At 63.9% G+C, this 22,046-nt stretch carries 20 protein-coding genes and 1 riboswitch; of the genes, 10 read left to right on the plus strand and 10 right to left on the minus strand.

The features are described from left to right. Window positions 1-68: 68 nt before the first annotated feature. From BLT96_RS01485 to BLT96_RS01510, 6 genes are all read right to left on the minus strand, one after another. Window positions 69-1,601, minus strand: a complete 1,533-nt coding sequence (locus BLT96_RS01485; protein ID WP_090861315.1) for a ComEC/Rec2 family competence protein — start codon at window positions 1,599-1,601, stop codon at window positions 69-71. 61 nt (window positions 1,602-1,662) lie between these two features. Next, complete coding sequence (locus BLT96_RS01490; RefSeq protein ID WP_090861316.1) at window positions 1,663-2,019, minus strand: DUF1304 domain-containing protein; 357 nt, start codon at window positions 2,017-2,019, stop codon at window positions 1,663-1,665. 200 nt (window positions 2,020-2,219) lie between these two features. Continuing rightward, complete coding sequence (gene dapD / locus BLT96_RS01495; RefSeq protein ID WP_090861317.1) at window positions 2,220-2,921, minus strand: 2,3,4,5-tetrahydropyridine-2,6-dicarboxylate N-acetyltransferase; 702 nt, start codon at window positions 2,919-2,921, stop codon at window positions 2,220-2,222. 49 nt (window positions 2,922-2,970) lie between these two features. Then, a complete protein-coding gene (gene dapB / locus BLT96_RS01500) occupies window positions 2,971-3,717 on the minus strand; it encodes a 4-hydroxy-tetrahydrodipicolinate reductase (RefSeq protein ID WP_245719292.1) in 747 nt (248 codons plus the stop codon). Further along, complete coding sequence (dapA, locus tag BLT96_RS01505; protein WP_172824962.1) at window positions 3,710-4,600, minus strand: 4-hydroxy-tetrahydrodipicolinate synthase; 891 nt, start codon at window positions 4,598-4,600, stop codon at window positions 3,710-3,712. The genes dapB and dapA overlap by 8 nt, the downstream gene beginning before the upstream one ends. Before the next feature lie 107 nt (window positions 4,601-4,707). Beyond that, on the minus strand, window positions 4,708-6,012 hold the full coding sequence (locus BLT96_RS01510) for a diaminopimelate decarboxylase family protein (protein WP_090861318.1): 1,305 nt from the start codon (window positions 6,010-6,012) through the stop codon (window positions 4,708-4,710). A gap of 49 nt (window positions 6,013-6,061) precedes the next feature. Continuing rightward, a riboswitch (Lysine riboswitch) is annotated at window positions 6,062-6,228 on the minus strand. A 197-nt stretch (window positions 6,229-6,425) separates the two neighbouring features. Between BLT96_RS01510 and BLT96_RS01515 the strand changes: the two genes are divergently transcribed. Next, window positions 6,426-7,559 (plus strand): amidohydrolase, encoded by a 1,134-nt coding sequence (locus BLT96_RS01515; protein ID WP_090861319.1) that lies wholly within the window; start codon window positions 6,426-6,428, stop codon window positions 7,557-7,559. Here the strand turns inward: BLT96_RS01515 and BLT96_RS01520 are convergent. Then, entirely contained in the window at window positions 7,556-8,704 is a 1,149-nt protein-coding gene (locus BLT96_RS01520) for a pyridoxal phosphate-dependent aminotransferase (protein WP_090861320.1), read from the minus strand. The two genes, BLT96_RS01515 and BLT96_RS01520, sit on opposite strands and share 4 nt — an antisense overlap. Before the next feature lie 468 nt (window positions 8,705-9,172). Beyond that, window positions 9,173-9,886 (minus strand): uracil-DNA glycosylase, encoded by a 714-nt coding sequence (locus BLT96_RS01525; protein WP_090861321.1) that lies wholly within the window; start codon window positions 9,884-9,886, stop codon window positions 9,173-9,175. Between the two features lie 129 nt (window positions 9,887-10,015). Between BLT96_RS01525 and hslO the strand changes: the two genes are divergently transcribed. From hslO to BLT96_RS01555, 6 genes are all read left to right on the plus strand, one after another. Beyond that, a complete protein-coding gene (gene hslO, locus BLT96_RS01530; protein ID WP_090861322.1) occupies window positions 10,016-10,996 on the plus strand; it encodes an Hsp33 family molecular chaperone HslO in 981 nt (326 codons plus the stop codon). Window positions 10,997-11,105: 109 nt separating this feature from the next. Then, on the plus strand, window positions 11,106-12,053 hold the full coding sequence (bsh, locus tag BLT96_RS01535; protein ID WP_090861323.1) for a choloylglycine hydrolase: 948 nt from the start codon (window positions 11,106-11,108) through the stop codon (window positions 12,051-12,053). 86 nt (window positions 12,054-12,139) lie between these two features. Then, the gene (locus BLT96_RS01540; RefSeq protein WP_090861324.1) at window positions 12,140-13,657 is read left to right on the plus strand and encodes an efflux RND transporter periplasmic adaptor subunit; all 1,518 of its coding nucleotides are present in this window, start codon (window positions 12,140-12,142) and stop codon (window positions 13,655-13,657) included. A 2-nt stretch (window positions 13,658-13,659) separates the two neighbouring features. After that, a complete protein-coding gene (locus BLT96_RS01545; protein ID WP_090861325.1) occupies window positions 13,660-14,391 on the plus strand; it encodes an ABC transporter ATP-binding protein in 732 nt (243 codons plus the stop codon). Next, on the plus strand, window positions 14,388-15,602 hold the full coding sequence (locus tag BLT96_RS01550) for an ABC transporter permease (RefSeq protein ID WP_090861326.1): 1,215 nt from the start codon (window positions 14,388-14,390) through the stop codon (window positions 15,600-15,602). Before BLT96_RS01545 ends, BLT96_RS01550 begins: the two co-directional genes overlap by 4 nt. Window positions 15,603-15,729: 127 nt before the next feature. Continuing rightward, entirely contained in the window at window positions 15,730-16,416 is a 687-nt protein-coding gene (locus tag BLT96_RS01555; protein ID WP_157692094.1) for a metal-dependent hydrolase, read from the plus strand. A gap of 30 nt (window positions 16,417-16,446) precedes the next feature. Here the strand turns inward: BLT96_RS01555 and BLT96_RS01560 are convergent, their stop codons facing one another. Together BLT96_RS01560 and BLT96_RS01565 are read right to left on the minus strand one after the other, a co-directional pair. Beyond that, on the minus strand, window positions 16,447-17,142 hold the full coding sequence (locus BLT96_RS01560; protein WP_157692095.1) for a hypothetical protein: 696 nt from the start codon (window positions 17,140-17,142) through the stop codon (window positions 16,447-16,449). 64 nt (window positions 17,143-17,206) lie between these two features. After that, the gene (locus BLT96_RS01565) at window positions 17,207-18,205 is read right to left on the minus strand and encodes a LacI family DNA-binding transcriptional regulator (RefSeq protein WP_090861329.1); all 999 of its coding nucleotides are present in this window, start codon (window positions 18,203-18,205) and stop codon (window positions 17,207-17,209) included. Window positions 18,206-18,798: 593 nt separating this feature from the next. Here BLT96_RS01565 and BLT96_RS01570 point away from each other — a divergent pair. Genes BLT96_RS01570 through BLT96_RS01580 form a run of 3 tightly spaced genes read left to right on the plus strand, consistent with a single transcriptional unit; the run spans window position 18,799 to window position 22,045 of the window. Beyond that, window positions 18,799-20,235, plus strand: a complete 1,437-nt coding sequence (locus tag BLT96_RS01570; protein WP_090861330.1) for an L-fucose/L-arabinose isomerase family protein — start codon at window positions 18,799-18,801, stop codon at window positions 20,233-20,235. A gap of 45 nt (window positions 20,236-20,280) precedes the next feature. After that, window positions 20,281-21,114: a transketolase gene (locus BLT96_RS01575; RefSeq protein ID WP_090864080.1), complete on the plus strand. Its 834-nt coding sequence runs from the start codon at window positions 20,281-20,283 to the stop codon at window positions 21,112-21,114. Next, window positions 21,107-22,045: a transketolase family protein gene (locus tag BLT96_RS01580; protein ID WP_090861331.1), complete on the plus strand. Its 939-nt coding sequence runs from the start codon at window positions 21,107-21,109 to the stop codon at window positions 22,043-22,045. The genes BLT96_RS01575 and BLT96_RS01580 overlap by 8 nt, the downstream gene beginning before the upstream one ends. Window position 22,046 lies beyond the last annotated feature (1 nt).

Here is a 22,046-nt window from a genome sequence, read left to right on the forward strand (position 1 = left end):
CCTTCCCGCATCAGACAACTGAAAGTGTTAGGCAACTGCAAGCGCCACCCGTGTCACCCGTGCAAGCGCTAACCTCCGCAGACCTTGCAGGCGGTGTAGCCTTGGGCCTCGGCCTGCGACCGCGGCATGCTCGTGACCACCTTGCTGCGCGAGAGCGTGCGACAGCCCTTGGCGTGGTACTTCGTTCCCGAGGGTGCCACGTAGACCACTTCCTCCTGGTCACTGGGGGAGGAGGGCTGTGGCTGGGCCGCTTCCGTCTGGGCTGGGGCCGCCTGGCCTCCTGTGGTGCCACCCTCGTCGAGGGACGACGACCCCGCCCCCGCGTCCGTGCTCTGGGCCTGGACCGTACCCTGTCTCTCGGTCGAAACGCTCAGGTCGTGCTCGTCGGACGTGACCGTCACCGTGCCCTGCGCGCCCGTACCGTACACGGTCGCGCCCGCGGCAGCCAGCGCGTCTAGGACGGTCTGGGCGGGGTGTCCGTACGAGTTGCCCAGCCCATAGCTCAGGACGGCGATTCTTGGCGTGAGCCTTTGGGCAAGCGGGGCGTCGGTTCCGGACGCGGAGCCGTGGTGTGACGCCTTCAGCACGTCCACGTGGCCCGTGGCGCACTGCTCAAGGGCCTCGACCGGCGCGTCTCCCGTGAACAGGAACGTGTTCTGCCCGTACGTCACGAGGATCACGACGCTGTAGTCGTTGGAGTCGCTGTAGGTTGCGCCCTGCCTCGGCCATGTGACGTCGATCGCGTAACCGTCTCCGGAGGCGATTTGCCGGCCGGCATACGCCTCGTCTATCTGCAGGTTCTTGGCGGCGACCGCCTCGAGGAAGCGCGTGTAGGCGTGCGTGGAGTGGTTGCATCGCGGCGCCCACACGGAGCCTATGTCGTTTGCTCGAATCACGTCGGGGAGGCCGCCGATGTGGTCCGCGTCAGGATGCGTCTCGACGAGCCAGTCGATGCGCGTCCGTCCGTCCCTGGCGAGCGCGGAGCTCACCGTCTGTCCGCCCTCGCGGCCCGCATCGATGACCATGGTCTTGCCATCGGGAAACTCGACCATGGTGGCGTCGCCTTGGCCCACGTCCAGGTAGCGGACGACGAGCCGTCGCCCAGGGTCGTCGTCGCTCTTCTCGCCTGCGCCCTCGCCCGTCTCCTTGGCTGCGGCTCCAGACGCCTGCCTGTCAGATTTGTTCTTCTTCCCATTACCCTCGTGTCGACCTGCGGGTCGTTTGGCGGTCTTTGCACGCGCTTTTGCAGAGTCCTTGCTTGTCGCGGCGACCTTCGAGTTCGTGTCGACCCTTGCCGAGGTGGACGTGGGTGTGCCGAGGACGCTTGCGCTTGCAAGAAGGATGGCCAGGATGCCATAGGCCAGCGCCGCCATGGTCTTTCTCGCCCCCGGCGAGATGCGAAGCAGGCTCTGCACCACTGGTGCGTCCGGGTGGGCGTCTGCCGCTTGCCGCCATGCCCGGCGTGTGAGGAACCACATACCCGCGCAGAACGCAATCATGCCGATGACCGGCACGATCGTTATGAGTGCCGACAAGACGACAAGGGCGAGAAAAACCGCGAGGCAACCCTTGAGACAGCCCTTTGACCCATGTCCTGCCATGCGCGTCACCCTTCGATGCGGATTCGAGATTTCTTGTTACGCCCGCGCCCTGGATTCAACCCTAAAGAAGGCAGGAGAGAAGCGTGAGGATGGCAAGCCCACCCTGTGTGAGGATGATCTTAGGGCTGCTCGTGACGCTGCCGTATGCGGCGACGGCTACGATGTAGAGCATCAGGGCCGCGACGGCGGGCTTGCTCGCGAAGCCAAAGACGGCAACGAGGACGAGGACGGCGATGAGTCCGTTGTAAACGCCCTGGTTCTTGAAGAGCGTGTTGACGGAGGGTCGGTTGAGCTCCGCCGTGGTCATGCCGAAGACCTTGGCCGTGCGGTCCGAAGTCGTGGCGATGGTCTCGAGGTAGAGGATGAAGAAGAACTCTGCCGCGACGAGGGTTGCGAGTATTGTTGTGACGATGCTCATGAGATTCCTTTCGCATATCTTCGCTTTCGAGGAAGAGTTTAGCTGAACGGGAGTCAAAGACATCCGAAAGGTATGCACGAAAACCGATTCTCATGCATCGTGGGCCGCTACCCCCGTGTATACAGAAGGCCCCCGCGCAGGCCGCGCGAGGGCCAGGTGAAAGATGCCTGCAAGTTGGTGGTCGTACTCAGTCAACCCGGCTAGAGCGAGCGGAGGGCGTCCACCAGAGCCGTCTTGCTTGCGGTCCTCTCGTCCTTCATCTTGATTACGCGGGCTGGGCAGCCAGCAACGACCGCCCCGGCAGGCACGTCCTCGGTCACGACGGCGCCAGCCGCGACGACCGCGCCCTCGCCCACGCGGCAGCCCTCGATCACGACGGCGTTCGCACCAAGCATCACGTCGTCCTCGATTATGACGGGCGTAGCGCTTGCGGGTTCGACGACGCCAGCGAGCACCGTACCGGCACCCACATGGCAGTGCTTGCCGACGATGGCGCGTCCTCCGAGGACTGCGCCCATGTCGATCATGGTGCCCTCGCCTACGACGGCGCCGATGTTGATGATCGCACCCATCATGATGACGGCATTGTCACCGATGGAGACCTTTTCGCGGATGATGGCACCCGGCTCGATTCGCGCGTTCACCCCACGGACGTCGAGCAGTGGAACGCCGGAGTTGCGTCGGTCGCACTCTACGACGACGTCCTCGATGTCGCTGGCGTTCTCCCGGAGGGCGGGCTCGATCTGCGACCAGTCGCCAAAGACGACCTTGCTTCCCGTTCCGAAGACGTGGGAGTCCGGACCGTAGTCGATCTGCGCGCCCTCACGCTCGCGAACGAAGACGCGAACGGGCGTCTTCTTGGGGGCACTTGCGATGTAGTCGATGATTTCCTGGGCGTCCACTGGACCTCCTTGGTTGTGTTGGGGCGTTAGCTCGGATGGGGGCGCGATGCTAGTCCTCGAACATGAGCTGATCGAACGTATAGAATCCGGGCTCCCTTGTCATGAGGCGCCTTGCTGCGGCGACTGCTCCGTTCACGAAGATTTGGCGGCTCGTCGCCCTGTGGGTAAGGCAGAGCTCCTCGTCCGTGCCGAAGAAGTGCACCTCGTGCGTTCCGGCGACGGTGCCGCCGCGCAGGCTGTGCATGCCGATCTGTCCCTTGGGACGTGCGCCGACCATGCCCTCGCGGCCGTAGGCAATATCGGCTTTGTGAGTGGGGTCGACGGCATCTAGCAGCAGGTTCGCGGTACCCGATGGGGCATCCGCCTTCTGGTTGTGGTGCGTCTCGACGATTTCGACGTCCCAGTCGGCAAGGGCGCGCGCGGCTTCCTGCGTTACGCGTCTGAGGACGGCGACACCCAGGGAGTAGTTTGCGGAGTGAATCACCGCGCTCTTCTCGCCAAGCGAGCGAATCTGGGCAAGCTCCGACTCGTCGTAGCCGGTGGTTCCGCTGAGTAGCGCGCACCCACAACGACGCACGTATGCAAGAGTGTGGGGGAGGGCGGCACGGTTGCTGAAGTCGATGGCGAGGTCGGCTGCCGGAGCCTGGCCGTCAAGCTGGTCGGCGCTATCGACATCATACGTGCCGATGACCTCGAAGCCGCCGTCAGCCTCGAGGGACTGGGCGATGAGCGTTCCCATGCGACCGGCCCCGATGAGCGTCACAGTGTACGTGTGGTCCTGCGTGCTGCTAGTCAATCAGACCAGCCTCCCTCATGGCCGCGTAGAGGCGCTCGCGACCGGCGTCGGAGATGGTGTACAGCGGGCTGCGGTAGGTCTCGCCGATCATGCCCATCTTTGCGAGTGCGGCCTTAACGGGTATGGGGTTTACCTCGCAGAACAGCGAGTGGATGAGCTCGAGGTTCTCAAGCTGGGTCGCGAGGGCGGCCTGGGTGTTGCCGGCGAACCAGTTCGCGCACATGTCGTGAACCACCTGCGGGCAGACGTCAGCCCAGACGCTGATGACGCCGGAGCCGCCGAGCGAGAGGATGGGCACGACCATGTCATCGTTGCCGGAGAGCATGCGGAAGTCGTCGCTCAGGTAGCGCGCTACCGTCGTGGCATACGATATGTTGCCGGACGCCTCCTTGATGCCCCACGCGTTGGGGTGCTTGCTCAAGCGCGCGACGTTGCGCTCGGAGATGGAGCAGCCGGTACGGCCGGGGATGTTGTAGAGGATGCATGGGACGTCCACCGCGTCGAGCACTGTGGTGAAGTGACGGTAGATGCCCTCCTCGTTCGACTTGTTGTAGTACGGGGTGATGAGCAGGAGGCCGTCAATCCCCAGCTTCTGCAGGCCAAGGCTCTTGTTGAGGCTCTCTGCCGTCGCGTTCGACCCCGAGCCGCCGATGACGGGAACGCGGCCGGCGACACGGTCGATGACGCACTTTGCGACCGCGAAGTCCTCCTCGTCGGTCATGGTTGACGACTCGCCCGTGGTGCCCAGGACGAGGATGCCGTCCGTCCCGTTGGCGAGGTGGAAGTCGACAAGGCGTTCGAGCGCGTCGAAGTCCACGCTCTGGTCCTCGTTGAAGGGGGTGACGAGTGCGACGATCGATCCGCGGAGGTTGGTCATGTCCATTGAAAGCTCCTTTGCGATGCCGGCGGTTTCGTGACCGCCGTTTTAAGGTGTTCGAGAAGATCTTGGGCCAGCCAGTCGCGGGCGCGACCGCGTCAGCTCGGCGCCCCTTAAGGACGCGCGGGCTTGGCCTTGCCCGCCGACTTCGCGGCGGGCGCTCCCCATCCCTCCAGAACATCGAGGGTCGCAAAGTAGTCTTCCGGGGTCTCGGCACGACGAATCATTTCCACCGAGCCATCCTCGTGCAGCAGGAGCTCCGCATGGCGGAGCCTGCCGTTGTAGTTGTAGCCCATACAGTGTCCGTGTGCGCCCGTGTCGTGAATAAAGAGCAGGTCGCCAGGATGGCACTCGGGAAGGGGCCTTGCGTTCGCGAGCCTGTCTGAGTTCTCGCAGAGCGCACCCGTGACGTCGTACACGTGGTCGGCCGGTTCTCCCTCGTGGCCGACGACCGTGATGTGGTGATAGGCGTCGTAGAGCATCGGGCGCATGAGGTCGGAGGCACAGGCGTCGACGCCCAGATAGTCGTGGTAGATGTGCTTCTCGTGGATGACGCGTGTCACGAGGGCGCCATGCGGTCCCGTGATGAAGCGACCCATCTCCGTGTATACGGAGACATCTCCCATTCCCGCGGGTGCGAGGACGTCCTCGTATGCCCTGCGGACACCCTCCGCAATGGCGAAGATGTCGTTCGGCCGCTCCTCCGGACGGTAGTCGATTCCGACGCCACCCGAGAGGTTGACGAACGTCACGTGGGCACCCAGCTTTTCGTGAAGTCTGGCAGCAACGTCGAACAGCGTGCGTGCGAGGGTGGGGTAGTACTCGTTAGTCACCGTGTTCGAGGCAAGGAGCGCGTGGATGCCGAAGTCGCGCACGCCCAGTCCCATGAGGCGACGCACGGCATCGAACAGCTGCTCTTCTGTCATACCGAACTTTGCCTCCGACGGTTTGCCGAAGATACCGTTCGCGAAGGGGAACTCGCCGGGATTGAGCCTGAGGCTCACGGTCCGGGAAACCTCGTCCACCGCGTCGAGCAGGGTGTCGATGTGCGTGACGTCATCCAGGTTAATGGTGGCTCCCAGTCGTGCGGCGTGGGCGAACTCCTGGGAGGGGGTGTCGTTTGAGGAGAACATGATCTTCTCGCCTCGGACACCGAGCCTTTCAGCCATCTGAAGCTCGCATTCCGACGAGACGTCGAGGCCGAAGCCCATGTCGAGGAGCATCTGGATGATCCTGGGGTTGGGACACGCTTTTACGGCGTAGAACTCACGATAGCCGGGGTTCCAGCCGAACGCGTCCAGCACCGACTGTGCGGTGGAGCGGATGCCCGCCTCGTCGTAAAGGTAGAACGGCGTGGGGTACGTGGAGGCAATGTCCTCCAGCTGTCGTGCCGTTGCGAAGGGAGTCTTGCGTCCCATGTATCCTCCTACGCGGCCATCCTTTGCGACGGCCCCTTGGCCGCGGTCGCGTGGGGATAGCGCACCTGACTTTTGCCAGACAGTCCCCGGGGTATTTCCCCGGGTCCCACCCCGCCTATGTGCCCATCAGCGGGGTTCGGCGGATTTGGCCTCCCTTGGGGATCTATGCCTGCCGGCTAGCCCCAAGCTCTTCGTGTCCGCGCCTCTATCGTTGGGGCAAGTGTAGCGGGTGTCCCACGTAAGCGCACGATTGGCCACGGCTTTGCCACACTCCGTTAACATTTACGCGTCGCCTATGAGGAGCCGGCATCGCCTGCTTCCGATTCGTTTCCCTTGCGGCACACTGCGATCTCGTGCGATAGAATGCGCGTTGCTGTTGGCTAAGGGGCCCTGGCGCTCGGACGGGAGGAAAAATGGCTGGCATCGAGACGCTTAGGAAGTGGCGCCGAGACCTTCACGAGGTTCCGGAGTGCGACTTCGACCTGCCCCAGACGCTTGCCTATGTTAAGGAGCAGCTTGAGCCCATGGCTGCACGCTGCGACTGCATGTCGGTCTTCTCTCCCGCCCGTTCCACCGTGTGCGCCTTCTTCGACCGCGGAGGCTCTGCGGCGACGGCGCTCCGGACCGACATGGACGCCCTCCCCGTTCGCGAGGAGACGGGGGCGCCCTACTCGTCTCGTCACGACGGACGCATGCATGCGTGCGGGCATGACGGGCACATGGCCATGGCCCTGGGAGCATGCGACTGGATGGCAAGCAATCCCGACCGACTTGCCCGCAGCGTCCTGGTGGTGTTCCAGCCGGCGGAGGAGACCACGGGAGGTGCGCGACAGGTCTGCCAGAGTGGCGTGTTCGAGCGCTTGGGCGTCGATCGCATCTTCGGGTTTCATCTTTGGCCGGACCTCCCATCGGCTTGCGTGGCGACTCGCTCTGGCGCGCTGCTTGCGGCAAGCAACGAGACAACCGTGGAGTTTCGCGGACGCGCATCCCACATCGCAAAGTCTCGACAGGGGAGGGATGCACTCCTTGCTGCGTGTATGTTCGTTCCCGAGGCATACCGCTTCATGGACGAGCGGTCCCAGGAGGAGCCGTGCCTGCTGAAGTTCGGGCACATGGAAGCCGGTGAGGTTCGCAACCAAATAGCGGCGTCCGCCCGCGTCGAGGGAAGCCTCCGGACGTTCTCTGCCGAGATGGGAAGACGTTGCCGAGACGAGCTTCCTCGCATTGCGAAGGAGGTTGCCACGGAGGTGGGCTGCACGGCGGAGACGACCTTCAGCGAGGGGTACCCTCCCGTCGTGAACGACGAGAACGTGACCTCTTGGGCGCGCGAGGTTCTTTCCAAGGCGGGCATCGACGTCCACGACGTGCCAGAGCCCCTGCTGATTGCGGAGGACTTCTCATGGTACCAACAGTGGCTGCCTGGCACCTTCTTCCTGCTTGGGACGGGTACGGGCACGCCGCTGCATGCGAGTACGTTCGACTTCGACGAATCGATACTGATGCGTGGCGTCGAGGTCTATCGCCGGCTCGTAACGGCTCCCCTCTAGCGGCGAAGGTCTGCGACGAACTGCTCCAGCCGGGAGAGCCCTTCCGAAAGCGTCCTATCGTCGGTGGCGTAGCTCAGGCGAACGTGGTCCGGGCAGCCGAAGACCGATCCCGGGACGAGTGCCACCCCTGCCTCGCGGATGGCCCGCTCGCAGAACTCCTCGTCACTTTCGCAGAGTCCCGCGACGCTTGGAAACGCGTAGAATGCTCCCTCTGGAACGATGCAGGCAAGGCCCATTCTCTCGAGTGCCGCGAGCGTGATTGCGCGGCGGGCACGGTATCGCTCGCGCATGGGCGTCGTATCGGTCTGCAGCGCCTGCACCGCCGCGTCTTGGGTGAACGAGACGACGCAGGAGACGGCGTACTGATGAACCTTCGCGACCTGAGACGCGACCTCGGGGTCTGCGGTGAGCCAGCCCAGGCGCCAGCCGGTCATGGCCCAGGGCTTCGAGAGGCTGTTCACCACGATGGTCCTGTCGGCAAGTTCCGGGTGGAGCCTTGCGAACCCATGACCGCGTAGATCCTCGTCGTATACCAGCTCCTCGTATACGTCGTCGCAGACTACGTAGAAGTCGCTCCTGGAGGCGAGGTTCGCCACCGCATCGAGGCTCTTCTCGTCCAGAACGCAGCCTGTCGGGTTGTTTGGCGACGTGAGCACGATTGCCTTCGTCCTGGGGGTCACCGCTGCTGCCAGCTTCTTGGCGTCAATCTGGAAGCCGTCCTCGGAGGTGTCGAGGGTCACGACGCGCGCGCGGGCGAGAAGGGCGATGGACTCGTAGAGTACGAACGCCGGCGTGGGTACGATGACCTCGTCTCCGGGGTTGAGGAGTGCGATCAGGGTGCTAAAGAGCGCCTCGGTTGCCCCGTTTGTCACGATGACCTGTTCGGGGCTCACCGGAAGACCTGTGCGGGAGCACCTGTCGGCGATTGCCTGACGTAGGACTGCCGTGCCGTTGTTGGGCGGGTAGTGCGTCTTTCCTGCGGCAAGGCTCCGACCGACACGCTCGCGTATGGCGACGGTCGTCACCTCGCCAGGCTCCCCGAGCGTGAGCGATATGCACCCCGGCGTCGCTGCGGCAAGCGCCGAGAAACGCCTGATGGCCGAGGGGCGAAGTCCCTCCAGCGCGTGGTTGAGTTCGAGTGACATACTCCCACCTTCCATCGTCGGCGCGATTTGGAACTATCCTGAGATTGCGGTCTGTCTGTGTGACTGTTTAGGCGAACTGTAAACGAGCGCGATTGGTACGCAAATTGGAACGAGTATACTTCGCAGCGCTTGCGCCGGCTTTGCTCGACGCGGTACAAGGCGAGGTTGGCGGCACCCGTGGCAGCGGGGCAGGCCGCTCCTTTTCTTTTTAGGAAAAGTTGGGAAGTGGCCGCGTCCGCCTAGGCGGGGGCGGCTATCTCTTTCGTAACCATGGCTTCCTCCTTTAGAACAAACGTTCTGTATAGAGCATTATGCCACGGGCAAACGGGTTGTCCAGCGGCATTTTTGAAGGATGTCAAGTTTTTTAAAAGCGCAGGTCGGCATAGGTGTCACTCGCAGATATCCGCAAGGTAAGCGAAAGACGTCTGCACGCGTTCAGGCCTGGGCGCATCGTTTGCAACGTTTGCGCTAAGCCCACTGCACAGGCTTCGCGCCATGCGAAGCAAGAAAGGCGTTCGCCTGCGAGAAGGGCCTCGAGCCCATGAACGGGACGAGCCCTCCGCCCGCGCGGTTTGCGGAGAGCGGGGAGGGATGCGTAGACGAGAGCACGCACTTCTCGCCCGCAAGGGTGCCCGCGGAGCGAGCGTCCTCTACCGCAGAGGTGACGAGGGTGGCGGCATGGCGTCCCCATGCAAGGTAGCAGATGGGCTGCGGAAGCTCTGTCGTGCGCCTGACCAGGTAGTTTGTAAGGCTTTGCCACCCAAGCCGCACGTGGGAGTTCGCGGCGTGCTCGCGCACGGTGAGCGTCGTGTTAAGCAGCAGAACCCCCTGGCGCGCCCACGGGGTGAGGTCGCCCGTCGCGGGCGGCTCGCAGCCAAGGTCCTGCGAGAGCTCCTTGTAGACGTTGCGCAGGCTGGGCGGGAGCCGCTGGCCGGCGGGAACGGAGAACGACAGCCCCATGGCCTGCCCCGGCTCGTGGTACGGGTCCTGCCCCAGAATCACCACGCGCACGTCGTTTGGCGCGGTGAGCTCGAGCGCGCGCAGGATCTGGTCCTGCGCGGGATAGATGACCTGGTCCTGGCGCAGGCGCTCCACCTCGCCCAGCAGGCGCTCCGTGTCGCCGCGAACCTGATCCGGCGCGCCGTCAAGCCAGAGCTCCACGTTGTCCTTGGTCGCGTCCATCGCAATACCTCCCTTGTGTGCTTGTCGCAGGCGACGGTAGCATCAATGGAGCTTTGGGTAAAGACATGTGGTAACCAACTGAGAGAGATGCCCGCGGCCGCAGCCGGCCCGTGGAGCGAGGGAGGCCGCATGACGAATGACCAGCTGGATCGCGAGGGTGCCCGACTGCCGGAGGGCGTGGTAGACCTCCGGGCGGAGCGAGAGCGCAGGGAGGACCACATCGTGCGCGGCACGGCGGCCGACGGCATGGTGCGTGCGTTTGCTATCACAGCACGCGCGACGGTGGAGGAGGCGCGCGCCCGGCACGACACGACGCCGGTGGCGACGGCGGCTCTGGGGAGGCTGCTCATGGGCGCGCAGATGATGGGCGCCATGTCCAAGAACGACGACGAGCTCGTCACCATCACGGTCATGGGCGACGGCGAGCTTGGCCGGATCACCGTGACGGCTGACAACCGTGGCCACGCGAAGGGCTTCGTGCAGAACCCGCGGGTGTGGCTGCCGCTCAACGGCCGTGGTCACCTGGACGTGGGACAGGCCGTCGGGACGGGCACGCTCTCCGTCGTGCATGACGTCGTGGGGATGGATCCGTACTCGAGCGAGGTCGAGCTCGTCTCGGGCGAGATTGGCGACGACCTCACCTACTACTTTGCTGCGAGTGACCAGGTCCCAACCTCGCTTGGGGTGGGCGTGCTCGTGGACCGCGACATGAGCGTGCGACGCGCCGGCGGCTTTATCATCCAGCTGATGCCCGGTTGCGACGACGACGTCGTAGCGGCGCTCGAGGCGAACCTCGCGCCCGTGCACTCCGTCACGGACCTGCTCGAGGCGGGCATGTCCCCCACGGAGATGCTGCGGCATCTGCTGCAGGGGCTGGGCTACCAGGAGCTCGACCGCATGCCCGCGGGCTTCCGCTGCGGCTGCGACCGCTCGCGCGCCAAGCGCGCGGTGCTGGCCCTTGGCCGCGCGGAGCTTCGCGACATGGTCGAGAAGAACGAGCCTGCCCAGGTGCACTGCCACTTCTGCGGCGCCGACTACCGCTTTGAGCCCGCGGAGCTCGCGGACATGCTCGAAGGTGCGGGCGACCCCGCGCCGGAGGCCGAAATCTGATGCGCTCGTGCGGGGCGGCCCTAGACCACGGTACCCAAAGCGTCTAACGTAGGAGATGCGCTGTTTGCGAGCGCGGTCGTATCGGTCACTCAGTTTGATTGGAGCCGCGATGTGCACAGGTGTTAGGTTTACCGACGGCAAGGGCAACATGTACTTTGGTCGCAACCTCGACTGGAGCTGCTCGTACGGAGAGCGCGTGGTCATTACCCCGCGCGGCTACAAGCCCAAGTCCCCGTTTGGCGCCGTTCCCCAGGTGGGCATGGCCATCATCGGCATGGGCATCGTGGAGGACGACACACCCCTCTACTTTGACTGCGGAAACGAGAAGGGCCTTGCGGTGGCCGGGCTCAACTTCCCGGGCTACGCGGTGTACGCGGACGCCCCGCGTGAGGGCGCCACGAACGTTGCGGCCTTCGAGTTTCCGCTCTGGGTGGTCGCGAACCACACCACGGTGGACGAGGTCGAGGCGGAGCTTGCCAACGTGACGATCGTGGACGAGCCCGTCAGCCCCAAGTTCCCGTCCTCGATGCTGCACTGGATCATTGGCGACTCCACGCGCTCCATCGTAGTGGAGCAGACCGAGGCCGGCCTCCAGGTGTTCCACGACGACGTGGACGTCCTCACGAACCAGCCCGGCTTCGCGTGGCACACCGAGAACCTGCGCAACTACATCAACCTCACGAGCGACGTGCCCGGACCACTGTCTTGGCGCACGCAGGAGCTCTCTGCGTTTGGCTCCGGCGCCGGCATGCGCGGGCTGCCCGGAGACTACTACTCCCCGTCGCGCTTCGTGCGCGAGGCCTACCTCAACGCGAACTACCCCACGCAGGAGGGCGAGAAGGCAAACGTCAGCAAGATCTTCCACATCCTCGGTGGCGTGAGCATGATCGACGGAGCCGCGAAGATGACGAACGGCGAGTTCGAGACCACGATCTTCACGGGAGCGTTCTCCTCCGCGACGTGCACGTACTACTGGTCCACCTACGATGACCCGGCCATCCGCTCCGTTGCGCTGTTCGACCACGACGTGGACGCGGACGTCCTCATCGAGGAGTAGACTCTCTGCACAACCAACGGAATGTTGCGGCTGCGGGCCCTGTGTCCGCGGCCGCTCGCACACTACCCCCAGGATGGGAGCAGCGTATGAGCAAGAAGTTCGGTTTTGGCAAGGCTTCGCCCGGGGACAACGAGGCTGCGGACGCCAAGGGCGAGAAGGACGGAGCCCCAGGGGACGCGGGCGCCACGCAGGCGGTGACGCCACCCCTGCCCGCAAACCCGCTCCAAAGCGCGTTGGACGGCGCGCCTGTCGACCCGACGAGCGGCTCCGCCTCCGTCGACGATGCGCCGGACGACGACGCGAACGGCATGCTCGCGTACCAGAACCTCGAGCGCCACCGCAAGGAGAAGAAGCGCCGCCGCAACGTGAAGATGGCGGTGGGGGTGTGCGCCGCCGTCGTGATCGCGGCGGCCATCATCGTGCCTCGGGCGCTTACGCCAGCGGACAGCGGCAAGCAGATGCCCGCGACCGCGGAGGTCACGCGCGGCGACCTCACCTCCAGCGTGAGCGTCACGGGCGCTGCCCAGCCTGCGTCCAGCGTCTACGTCACACCCGAGGTGAGCGGCATCGTCCAGGACCTTCGCGTGTCCGAGGGCGACACTGTGAGCAAGGGCGACGTGCTCTTCTCGCTCAAGAACGACTCCCTCGATCGCGCGGTCGCAGACGCCCGGCGGCAGGTTTCTGACGCGCAGGCGCAGGTCAACACCGCCCAATGCAGCGTCGACAACGCAAACGCCGCCTACCAGAAGGCGTTGGACGCCTGGAACTCCGCGCCGGACGCGGAGTCGCAGGCGGAGCTCACGGACCCGGACAGCCTCTATGGCGACGTGCAGACGGCAAACGACAGCCTGGGAAGCGCAAGGTCCGCGCTCGACTCCGCAAGCCAGGCGCTTCAGGACGCGAGGGCGCAGGCAGCAAAGCGCACGGTGACGGCACCCGCCTCGGGAAGCGTCGTTGCGGTGAACGCGAGGAACGGCGCCGCGTACGGGGACGTCGCGGGCGGCTCCACCACGAGCGACGGGACAGGCCAGGGCCAGGGCACGGGCGCCGGCTGGGCCGTGCAGATCGCGGACCTCTCCAAGATGAGGGTGGCCACACAGGTGAACGAGGTGGACATCTCGGGCGTGGCCATGGGGCAGACCGCGAGCGTGACCTTCTCGGCGATACCTGGTCTCGAGTGCGACGCAACGGTCGAGAAGATTGCGACGGTGGCGAGCGGCGATGGCTCCATGGGCGCAGACGGCGTCGTGACGTACGAGGTCGACCTCTTGATCGACCACCCGGACGAGCGCATCAAGCCCGGCATGACGGCAAACGCGACCATCCAGACGCAGAGCGTGTCGGACGTGCTCATGGTGCCAATCGCAGCGCTGAACGACTACGACGAGTCCGCCGGAACCGCCAGCGTGACCGTCGTCACGCTCGACGGGGACGGTAACATCAAGACCTCTCGCGACGTCGACGTGAAGGTGGCTGAGAAGAACGGGTCCGACGCGGCCGTGACGGGCGTGAAGGAGGGCGAGACCGTCAAGCTCGCGGACGAGGGCGACTCCGCGGACGGAGGCTCCGGCGAGGGCGACGCCGCCGCGGCAGACGGGAGCTAGCCATGCTGCCCGTGATAGACGTGCGGAACGTGCACCGCATCTACGACTCCGGCGGCGTGCCGACCCATGCGCTGCGGGGCGTGTCGCTCACGGTGCGCAGGGGCGAGTTCCTGTGCATCATGGGGCCGTCAGGCTCCGGCAAGTCCACGCTCATGAACATACTGGGCTGTCTGGACACGCCCACGTCCGGCTCGTACCTGCTCGAGGGGGTCGACGTCGCGAAGCTGGACGACGACGAGCTCGCGCAGGTACGCGCGACGCGGATCGGCTTTGTGTTCCAGTCGTTCAACCTGCTGCCACGCTCGACGGTCATAAGGAACGTGATGCTGCCGCTCCTGTACACGGACGTTGCCCCGCGCGACCGCGAGCGGCGCGCGTGCGAGGCCCTTGCGTCCGTGGGGCTTCCGGCGGAATACTTCGACCATAGGTCGAACGAGCTTTCCGGCGGGCAGATGCAGCGCGTCGCCATCGCGCGCGCACTGGTGAACGACCCCGCCCTGGTGCTGGCGGACGAGCCTACGGGAAACCTGGACTCCGCCACGAGCGAGGTGGTGCTGAACACCTTCGTCAGGATGCGGGACGCCGGCAAGACCGTCGTCCTCATCACGCACGACCCCGAGGTCGCGACGTGGGCGGACCGCTGCGTGCACATACGCGACGGAAGGCTCCTTACCGACGAGCAGGAGCGCGCCCATGTTATGAGGTCTGAGTCCCGCGGAAGGGGGAGCACATGAGGCTGAGGGACCTTTGGACCGAGACCTGGGAGGCCCTTGACGCAAACCGTGGCAGGTCGCTCCTCACGGTGCTGGGCATCGTGATCGGCATCAGCGCCGTCATCGCGATGACGGCGCTGATTGGCGGCGTGCGACAGGGCCTCATGGGCGAGCTCGGCCTCGACCGCGCCCGCGTCATATCCATGGGTGTCTACAACGGCTCGCAGGTGCGCACCGAGGACATCGCGAAGATCGAGGAGGGGCTGCCGGAGTACGAGTACATCACGGGCAGCGCCTACGGTAGCGGCAAGGTCGCGAGCGACGCCAAGAGCGCCGACGGCCAGGTCCTGGGCATCTCGTCCCACTACTTCGACGTGACGGGCCAGAAGCTCGTGGAGGGTCGTACGTTCACGAGCGGCGAGAACGACTCCGCCTCGACGGTGGCGATACTGGACAAGACAAGCGCACACAACCTGTTTGGAGACAAGGACGCCCTCGGCCAGAAGGTGCGCATCAAGGGGATCGAGTATCGCGTGGTGGGCGTGCTGGAGAGTGGCCAGCAGACCGACCCGAAGAGCGTGACGGCATACGTCCCGCTCAAGGCATGCGTCCAGAGGGTCACGGGCTACGACAGCGTGGACTCGCTCGCCGGCATGGCTCGGGAGGGCGAGGACATCGACTCCCTCGTCACGAAGACGAAGGACTTTCTGGCGACGTACTACCACATGAGCGACGAGGACGTCGATAACGGCCTGTACGTATCGTCCATGAAGTCCATGATCGACAGCTTCAACTCCGTCATGTTCACGTTCCAGCTGCTCATGACATCCGTCGCGTCCATCTCGCTCGTGGTTGGCGGCATAGGCATCATGAACATGATGCTCACGAACGTGACGGAGCGCATCCGCGAGATCGGGCTTCGCAAGGCCCTGGGTGCGCGCAGGTCAGACATCACGCGGCAGTTCCTGCTGGAGTCCGTGTGCCTGACGCTTGCGGGTGGGGCCATCGGCATCGTGCTTGGCTACGTGGGGGCGTTCGCCCTCGGCGGCGTTGCGACCAATCTTCTAGCCTCGGGCGACGGCGGCATGTCGCTTACCGTGACGCCCGTGATCGAGCCCATGGCGGTGCTCGGCGCGACGGGCATCTGCGTGCTCATAGGCGTGGTGTTTGGCTACTACCCGGCGCGCCGCGCCGCGAAGCTCGACCCCGTGGAGTCCCTGCACTACCAATAGCAAACAGCATCAGAGTCAGCATACGTCCCTCACCTTCTGGATGCGCGTCGGCTACGATAGACGACGCGCAGGCAAGGCCGCCTGCTTCCGACTGACTAGCCGCGGATTCCAGGGGAGAAGAACGCACGTGACGGGCAAGACGCACATAGCCATAGGCGTGGCATCCGCGCTGGCCGTGGCCCCGCTGGCCGGAGCCCCTCTTGGGGTGCCGACAGACGTGGTGCCGCAGGCGATTGCGCTCGTGCTTGGCGGTATGGTGGGCGGCATGCTGCCGGATACTGACACGCCATCCAGCATGGGCGCGCGTGAGACGCGTCGTGTGTGGGCGGCGCTTGCCGTTATGACGGCGGCGCTTCTGGTGGTGGACCACGTGCGGGGAAGCGACCTCGCGCTCACCCTGGTGTCGGGCTTCTCGTACGAACAACTGGCAGGTCTGGCGATCGTGGTGGCCACCTGCGCAGTTGGCAGGGCGTCCGGGCACAGGGGCTTCTCGCACTCGCTTGTGGCGCTTGCGCTGGTGGGGTATGGCGCGTGGATGCTCTGCCGCCCGATTGCGGTCGCCGTTGCCGTGGGCTATGCGTCGCACCTGGCACTCGACCTCACAAACAAGAGGGGAGTCAGGCTCCTGTGGCCATGGGGGCGGCCGCTCTGCCTCGGCCTCTTCGAGTCCGGTCGCCTTGCGGATTGGACGCTCTTCGTGCTGGGCGTAGCGGCTGCGGCCCTCATGGTGGCAACGCGCCTGCAGCTGATTGGCCTCATGTCGACCTTGCCGTCCGTTGGGATGCCGGCGGCCGTCATGGCCTTGCCGTGGTAGGGGGCACCATGGGGGGACGCTTTGGGAACGCTATTTGCGGAAGCGTCTGAGCGGATGCCGCGCGCGGTCCGCCATCTGGCGCTGGCGCTCCTCTTGGGCGTCGCGCCAGGACTGCGTTGCCTCCGGGTGCTCCGAGGCCGCCTTCGCGCACAGCGCATAGAGCGCGATTCCCAAACCAAAGCTCAAGACGGATGCCAGCACTTCTCCGCCGGGCTCCCTTGCTCCAATCGTGCTTCCCGGTACCATCATTAGCACCACGTCCACAAAGGAGAAGAGCGTGGGGACCGTGGCCCAGCCTCGCACGACCTGCGGGAGCTGTGTCGTGTCGATGGCTGCGCGGATGGTGAACGCTGCGGCGACGACCATCGCCGACAGGCGGAGCACGGCCATGAGTATATCGGTCTGGTAGAGGCCGAGCACGTCGATGGCACCGGTGCACGCCTCGAAGTAGACGACGGACCAGACCGCAACGGCAACGGCGCATGCGATGAGGGCGTTCTGCGCGGCGGACCTTGGCAGCTTCGCGAGGTCCGCAAGCCTGCCCTTGCCCTCTCGCAGCGAGGTGCGGCTCGACGCCCGCATGTCATGGGAGAGCTCCCTCGCAACGCGCCCGGCTGCGGTCGGTGCGCCCGCGCTCTTCTCGCCTGCGGATTTTTCCGCCACGCGCGTTCGTTCGTAAGCCAGATGCTGACGCCGGCGAGCCTTCTGGCTGGACCTCTTGGACATGGCTTGACCCCCGTGTGCCTCGTAGTTGCGAATATTATGTTCTCACGGCTCGCGTCGAGACGCGCTAGACGCGAGCGACGGAATCCCGTATCACGAAATCGGAGGATATGTGGGTGACGCACGTAAACCCCTGCGGGTTTCTGACCTGGCCCAAGAGCTTCTGGACGGCCATGTTGCCAATATCGTGCTTGTGGATATGGATGGTCGTGAGGGAGGGGAGCGTGAGCCTTGCCAGCGGAAGGTCATCGAAGCCGATGAACGATACCTCCTCCGGCACGCGGATCCCTCGCTCGAGAAATGCGCGCATCGCTCCGCTTGCGAGGACGTTGTTGTCCGCGAAGAAGGCGGTGGGAAGTTCGGGGTCGTGACTGAGCCATTCCTTCGCGTCGGAATATGCCGTCGAGAGCTTCGTTCCCACGTGCATGACGTATTTCTCGTCGAGCGAAAGCCCGGCCTCCGTCAGAGCGTGCTCGCATCCGCGTCTTCTGAGGGGGAAGTTCTGGATGATGTCCCCTGCGGTGATGTATCCGATCTTGGTATGCCCCATGGAAATGAGGTAGTGGACCGCCGTGTACGAAGAGCTCTCGTTGGAGATGACTATCGACTCGATGGGCTTGTGGAAGCAGAAGCCATCCACGATGACCAAGGGGGCCTCGCAGTCGTAGAACGGCCTGTAGTCCTCTTCCTTCAGCTCCGTACCCAAGAGGATCAGGCCACTTGACTTGTCCCTGCAGAGCTCCTCTATTTGGTCCTGGGCCGTGGGGGTCTCGAGGTCGACGGTAACGTAGCGCGTCGGCATGCCCTCGCGACGTGCCGCCCGCTCGATTCCGTCCATAACGGCGGGGTGAAACTCGCCCTCGTCGAGGATGGAGCCGGTCTTTCGTGCGACAACGAAGTTTATACGCTCGATGCGGTTCTGGGGCTGGTAGCCCATCTCTGCCGCCACGCGTACGATCTGGGCGGCCGTCTTCGGCGACACCCCGGGTTTGTGATTGAGCGCGTTCGAAACCGTCGCCGGGGAGAATCCCGTAACCTTGCTGATGGTGCGGATGCTTACCTTCATGGTGTGTTCGCCTGCGACTCTAGTTTTAACGATGTCTCGGTCCGTGTGGAAGAGGGCCTTTCGGGCTGCAACTTTCGCGGTTCGTTCCGCTAACAACCGAAGCTCCCCCCAAGAAGTATAGCTAAACAAAATAGTTACTGTTAGGTAAATGCAAAACACTTGTTTACTGCAAGCGTTAAGTAGTGTTCTGCAAACGTTTCCAATTGTCACTCTTGCACACAAATTTAAAGTAGATTCATTATCAAATCACTTACATACAATACAAATACAATTAATCGCATAATAAAGGATAGATTACTAAATATAAAAAAGTATCTCTGTAAAAATCCAAATGTTTAAGACTACCAATTACCCTACAAGATGCAAAGCAAAAGTTAAGAAATTTCGTTCAGCTATAAAAGTACTACCGTCTGCACTTCTCTCCTTCTGTTTAGCAAAACCTATCAGTACAGTGTTTTAGGGAGGGTCCTAAAAGGTAATTTGTGCTTTGTGACTCTCATATCTAAACAAAACACTAAACACTCTCTTCAAATCAGGATAGGACGACAGACCAAGGCGCCATGTCGGATGAGCTGGATGGGGAAGGAACTGAAATGGGAGACGGCTACAAGCAGATCAAGATCGGCATGGCCCCAACGAGGCGGAGCATCTTCAGCGCACCCGACGCTATCAAGTACGCAAACCTCACGCGCGCCAAGCTCGACGAGCTGGGCGTCAACTACGTCGATATCACGGACATCAACGAGGAGGGCCTCCTCTACGACGACGAGGACCGCAAGAAGATAGCCGCCAAGTTCAAGGCCGAGAAGATCGACGGCCTCTTCCTCCCGCACGGCAACTTCGGAACGGAGTACGAGTGCGCCCGCCTTGCAAAGGAGCTCGACGTCCCCGTGCTCCTCTGGGGTCCGCGCGACGAGGCGCCCCTCGAGAACGGCATTCGCCTGCGCGACACCCAATGCGGGCTCTTCGCAACTGGCAAGGTCCTGCGCAGGTTTGACGTCCCGTTCACGTACATGACGAACTGCCGCCTCGACGACCCAGAGTTCAAGCGCGGTCTCTTCGACTTCCTCGCCGTCTGCAACGTGGTGAAGAAGTTCCGCAACATGCGCATCCTCCAGATCGGGCCCCGTCCCTTCGACTTCTGGTCAACCATGTGCAACGAGGGCGAGCTTCTCGAGAAGTTCAACATCCAGCTCGCACCCATCCCGCTTCCCGAGCTGACCGATGCGATGAAGGATGCCGAGAAGAACGAGCCCGACGTGGTCGACAGCGTCGTTGCATACTGCCACGAGAACATGACGTGTGACATCTCGGAGGAGCTGCTGCGCAACGTCGCGTCGCTCAAGGTGGCAATGCGCAACCTGGCGACGAAGTACGGTGCCTCCGCAATCGTCATCCAGTGCTGGAACGCCCTGCAGGGCCAGATTGGCATCATGCCCTGCGCGGCGAACGCTCTTCTCAACGAGGAGGGCCTGCCTGTGGTCTGCGAGACCGACGTGCACGGCGCCATCTCCCAGGTCCTCGCTGAGGCGGCAACGCTCGGGGACACGCGCGCGATGTTCGCAGACTGGACGGTGCGCCACCCCACCAACGACAACGGCGAGCTGCTCCAGCACTGCGGTCCGTGGCCGATCTCGGTCGCGAGGGAGAAGCCCACGATCTGCGTGCCCGTAGCCTTCGACCACAACGGCGCCGTCTCTGCGGAGGCGAAGCCGGGCAAGCTCACGATCATGCGCGTCGATGGCGACCACGGTGAGTACTCGATGCTGCTCGGCCACGCCAAGGGATGCGACGGCCCGTTCACCAAGGGCACCTACCTCTGGATCGAGGTCAACAACCTCAAGCGCCTGGAGGCGAAGGTGGTCGAGGGTCCCTACATCCACCACTGCGTCGCCATCCATGCGGACATCGTGCCTATCCTCTACGAGGCCTGCAAGTACATCGGGATCAAGCCCGACCTCTACGACCCGATCGAGGACAAGGTCAAGGCGTACCTCCATGGAGAGGACGTCACGTTCGACGAGGTCTAGGTACGCGTTTTGGCCATCAGGAAAAACCCGAAGGGAGAGGTGGCAATGAACTACAAGTCTCTTGCATACGATCTGCGCAAGGACACGCTCGACATCATCATGTCCGGTGGCGGCGGACACATCGGCGGGGACATGAGCGAGATGGAGATCCTCGTCGCCCTCTATCTTGCGGGGCAGATGAACGTCTCCCCGGAAAACGCCGACGATCCCAACCGCGACCGCTTCGTACTTTCGAAGGGCCACGCCGTCGAGGCCTACTACGCGGTCCTCGCCAAGGCCGGCTTCCTCGACATCGACGAGGTCAAGGAGAAGTTCTCGAAGTTCGGGTCTCAGTACATCGGACATCCGAACAACCATCTGCCCGGCATCGAGATGAACTCCGGCTCGCTCGGGCACGGCCTTCCCGTCAGCGTCGGGATGGCACTCGCCGGCAAGATGGACGGCCGCGACTATCGCGTGTACACCCTGCTTGGCGACGGCGAGTTCGCGGAGGGCTCCAACTGGGAGGCGCTCGAGTCCGGCGCCATGTACGGTCTCGACAACCTGTGCGCGATCATCGACCGAAACCACCTTCAGATCTCGGGCGACACCGAGGATGTCATGGCGCACGAGAAGCTCGCCGCGAAGGTCGCCGCATTCAACTGGAACGTGATCGACATCGAGGATGCGAACGACCTCGACCAAGTGATGGCAGCGCTCGAAGAGGCGAAGCAGTGCAAGGGAAAGCCCTCGTTCATCATCGCGAACACCGTCAAGGGCTGCGGGTCTCCCGTCATGGAGAACAAGGCGTCGTGGCACCACCACGTGCCCACCCCCGAAGAGTACGACCAGATCGTCAAGGACCTCGAGTCCAGGAAGGAGGCGCTCCAGGATGCCTAACAAGATCGCCAACAGGAAGGTCATCTGCGACGTGCTCATGGAGCACGCGAAGACCGACAAGGACATCGTCGTCCTCTGCAGCGACTCTCGCGGGTCCGCTTCCCTCACACCGTTCTTCAACGAGTACCCGGAGCAGTCCGTCGAGGTCGGCATCGCCGAGCAGGATCTCGTCGGCATCTCCGCCGGTCTTGCGGCCTGCGGCAAGAAGCCGTTCGCGGCCTCGCCGGCATCGTTCCTCTCGACGCGCTCCTACGAGCAGTGCAAGATTGACTGCGCATATTCCGACACGAACGTGAAGCTCATCGGCATCTCCGGCGGCGTCTCGTACGGCGCCCTCGGCATGAGCCACCACAGTGCGCAGGACATCGCCGCGATGAGCGCGATTCCCAACATGAGGGTGTACCTGCCGAGCGACCGCTTCCAGACCAGGAAGCTGTTCGAGGCGCTGCTCCAAGACCAGAAGTGCGCCTACATCCGCGTCGGTCGCAACGCCGTGGAGGACGTGTATACGGAGGAAGACTGCCCGTTCCAGATGGACAAGGCGACGCTGGTGCGCGACGGCGAGGACGTTCTGCTCGTCGCGTGCGGAGAGATGGTCAGGCCCGCCGTCGACGCGGCAGGGATTCTCGAGAAGAGCGGCGTCTCCGCCTCCGTGCTCGACATGTACTGCGTCAAGCCCCTGGACCGCGAGGCCATCGTGCGCCAGGCGAGCAAGGCGAAGGCCGTCATCTCCATCGAGGAGCACTCGCCGTTCGGCGGACTCGGATCGATGGTCGCGCAGGTCGTGGGGCAGGAGTGTCCGAAGACGTGCGTCACGATGGCGCTCCCGGATTCACCGGTCATCACCGGCACCTCGAAGGAGGTCTTCGACTACTACGGCCTCAACGGCGAGGGAATCGCGAAGCGTGCCATCGAGGCACTCGGCAAGTAAG

The organism is Parafannyhessea umbonata (assembly GCF_900105025.1).
GTDB lineage: Bacteria > Actinomycetota > Coriobacteriia > Coriobacteriales > Atopobiaceae > Parafannyhessea > Parafannyhessea umbonata.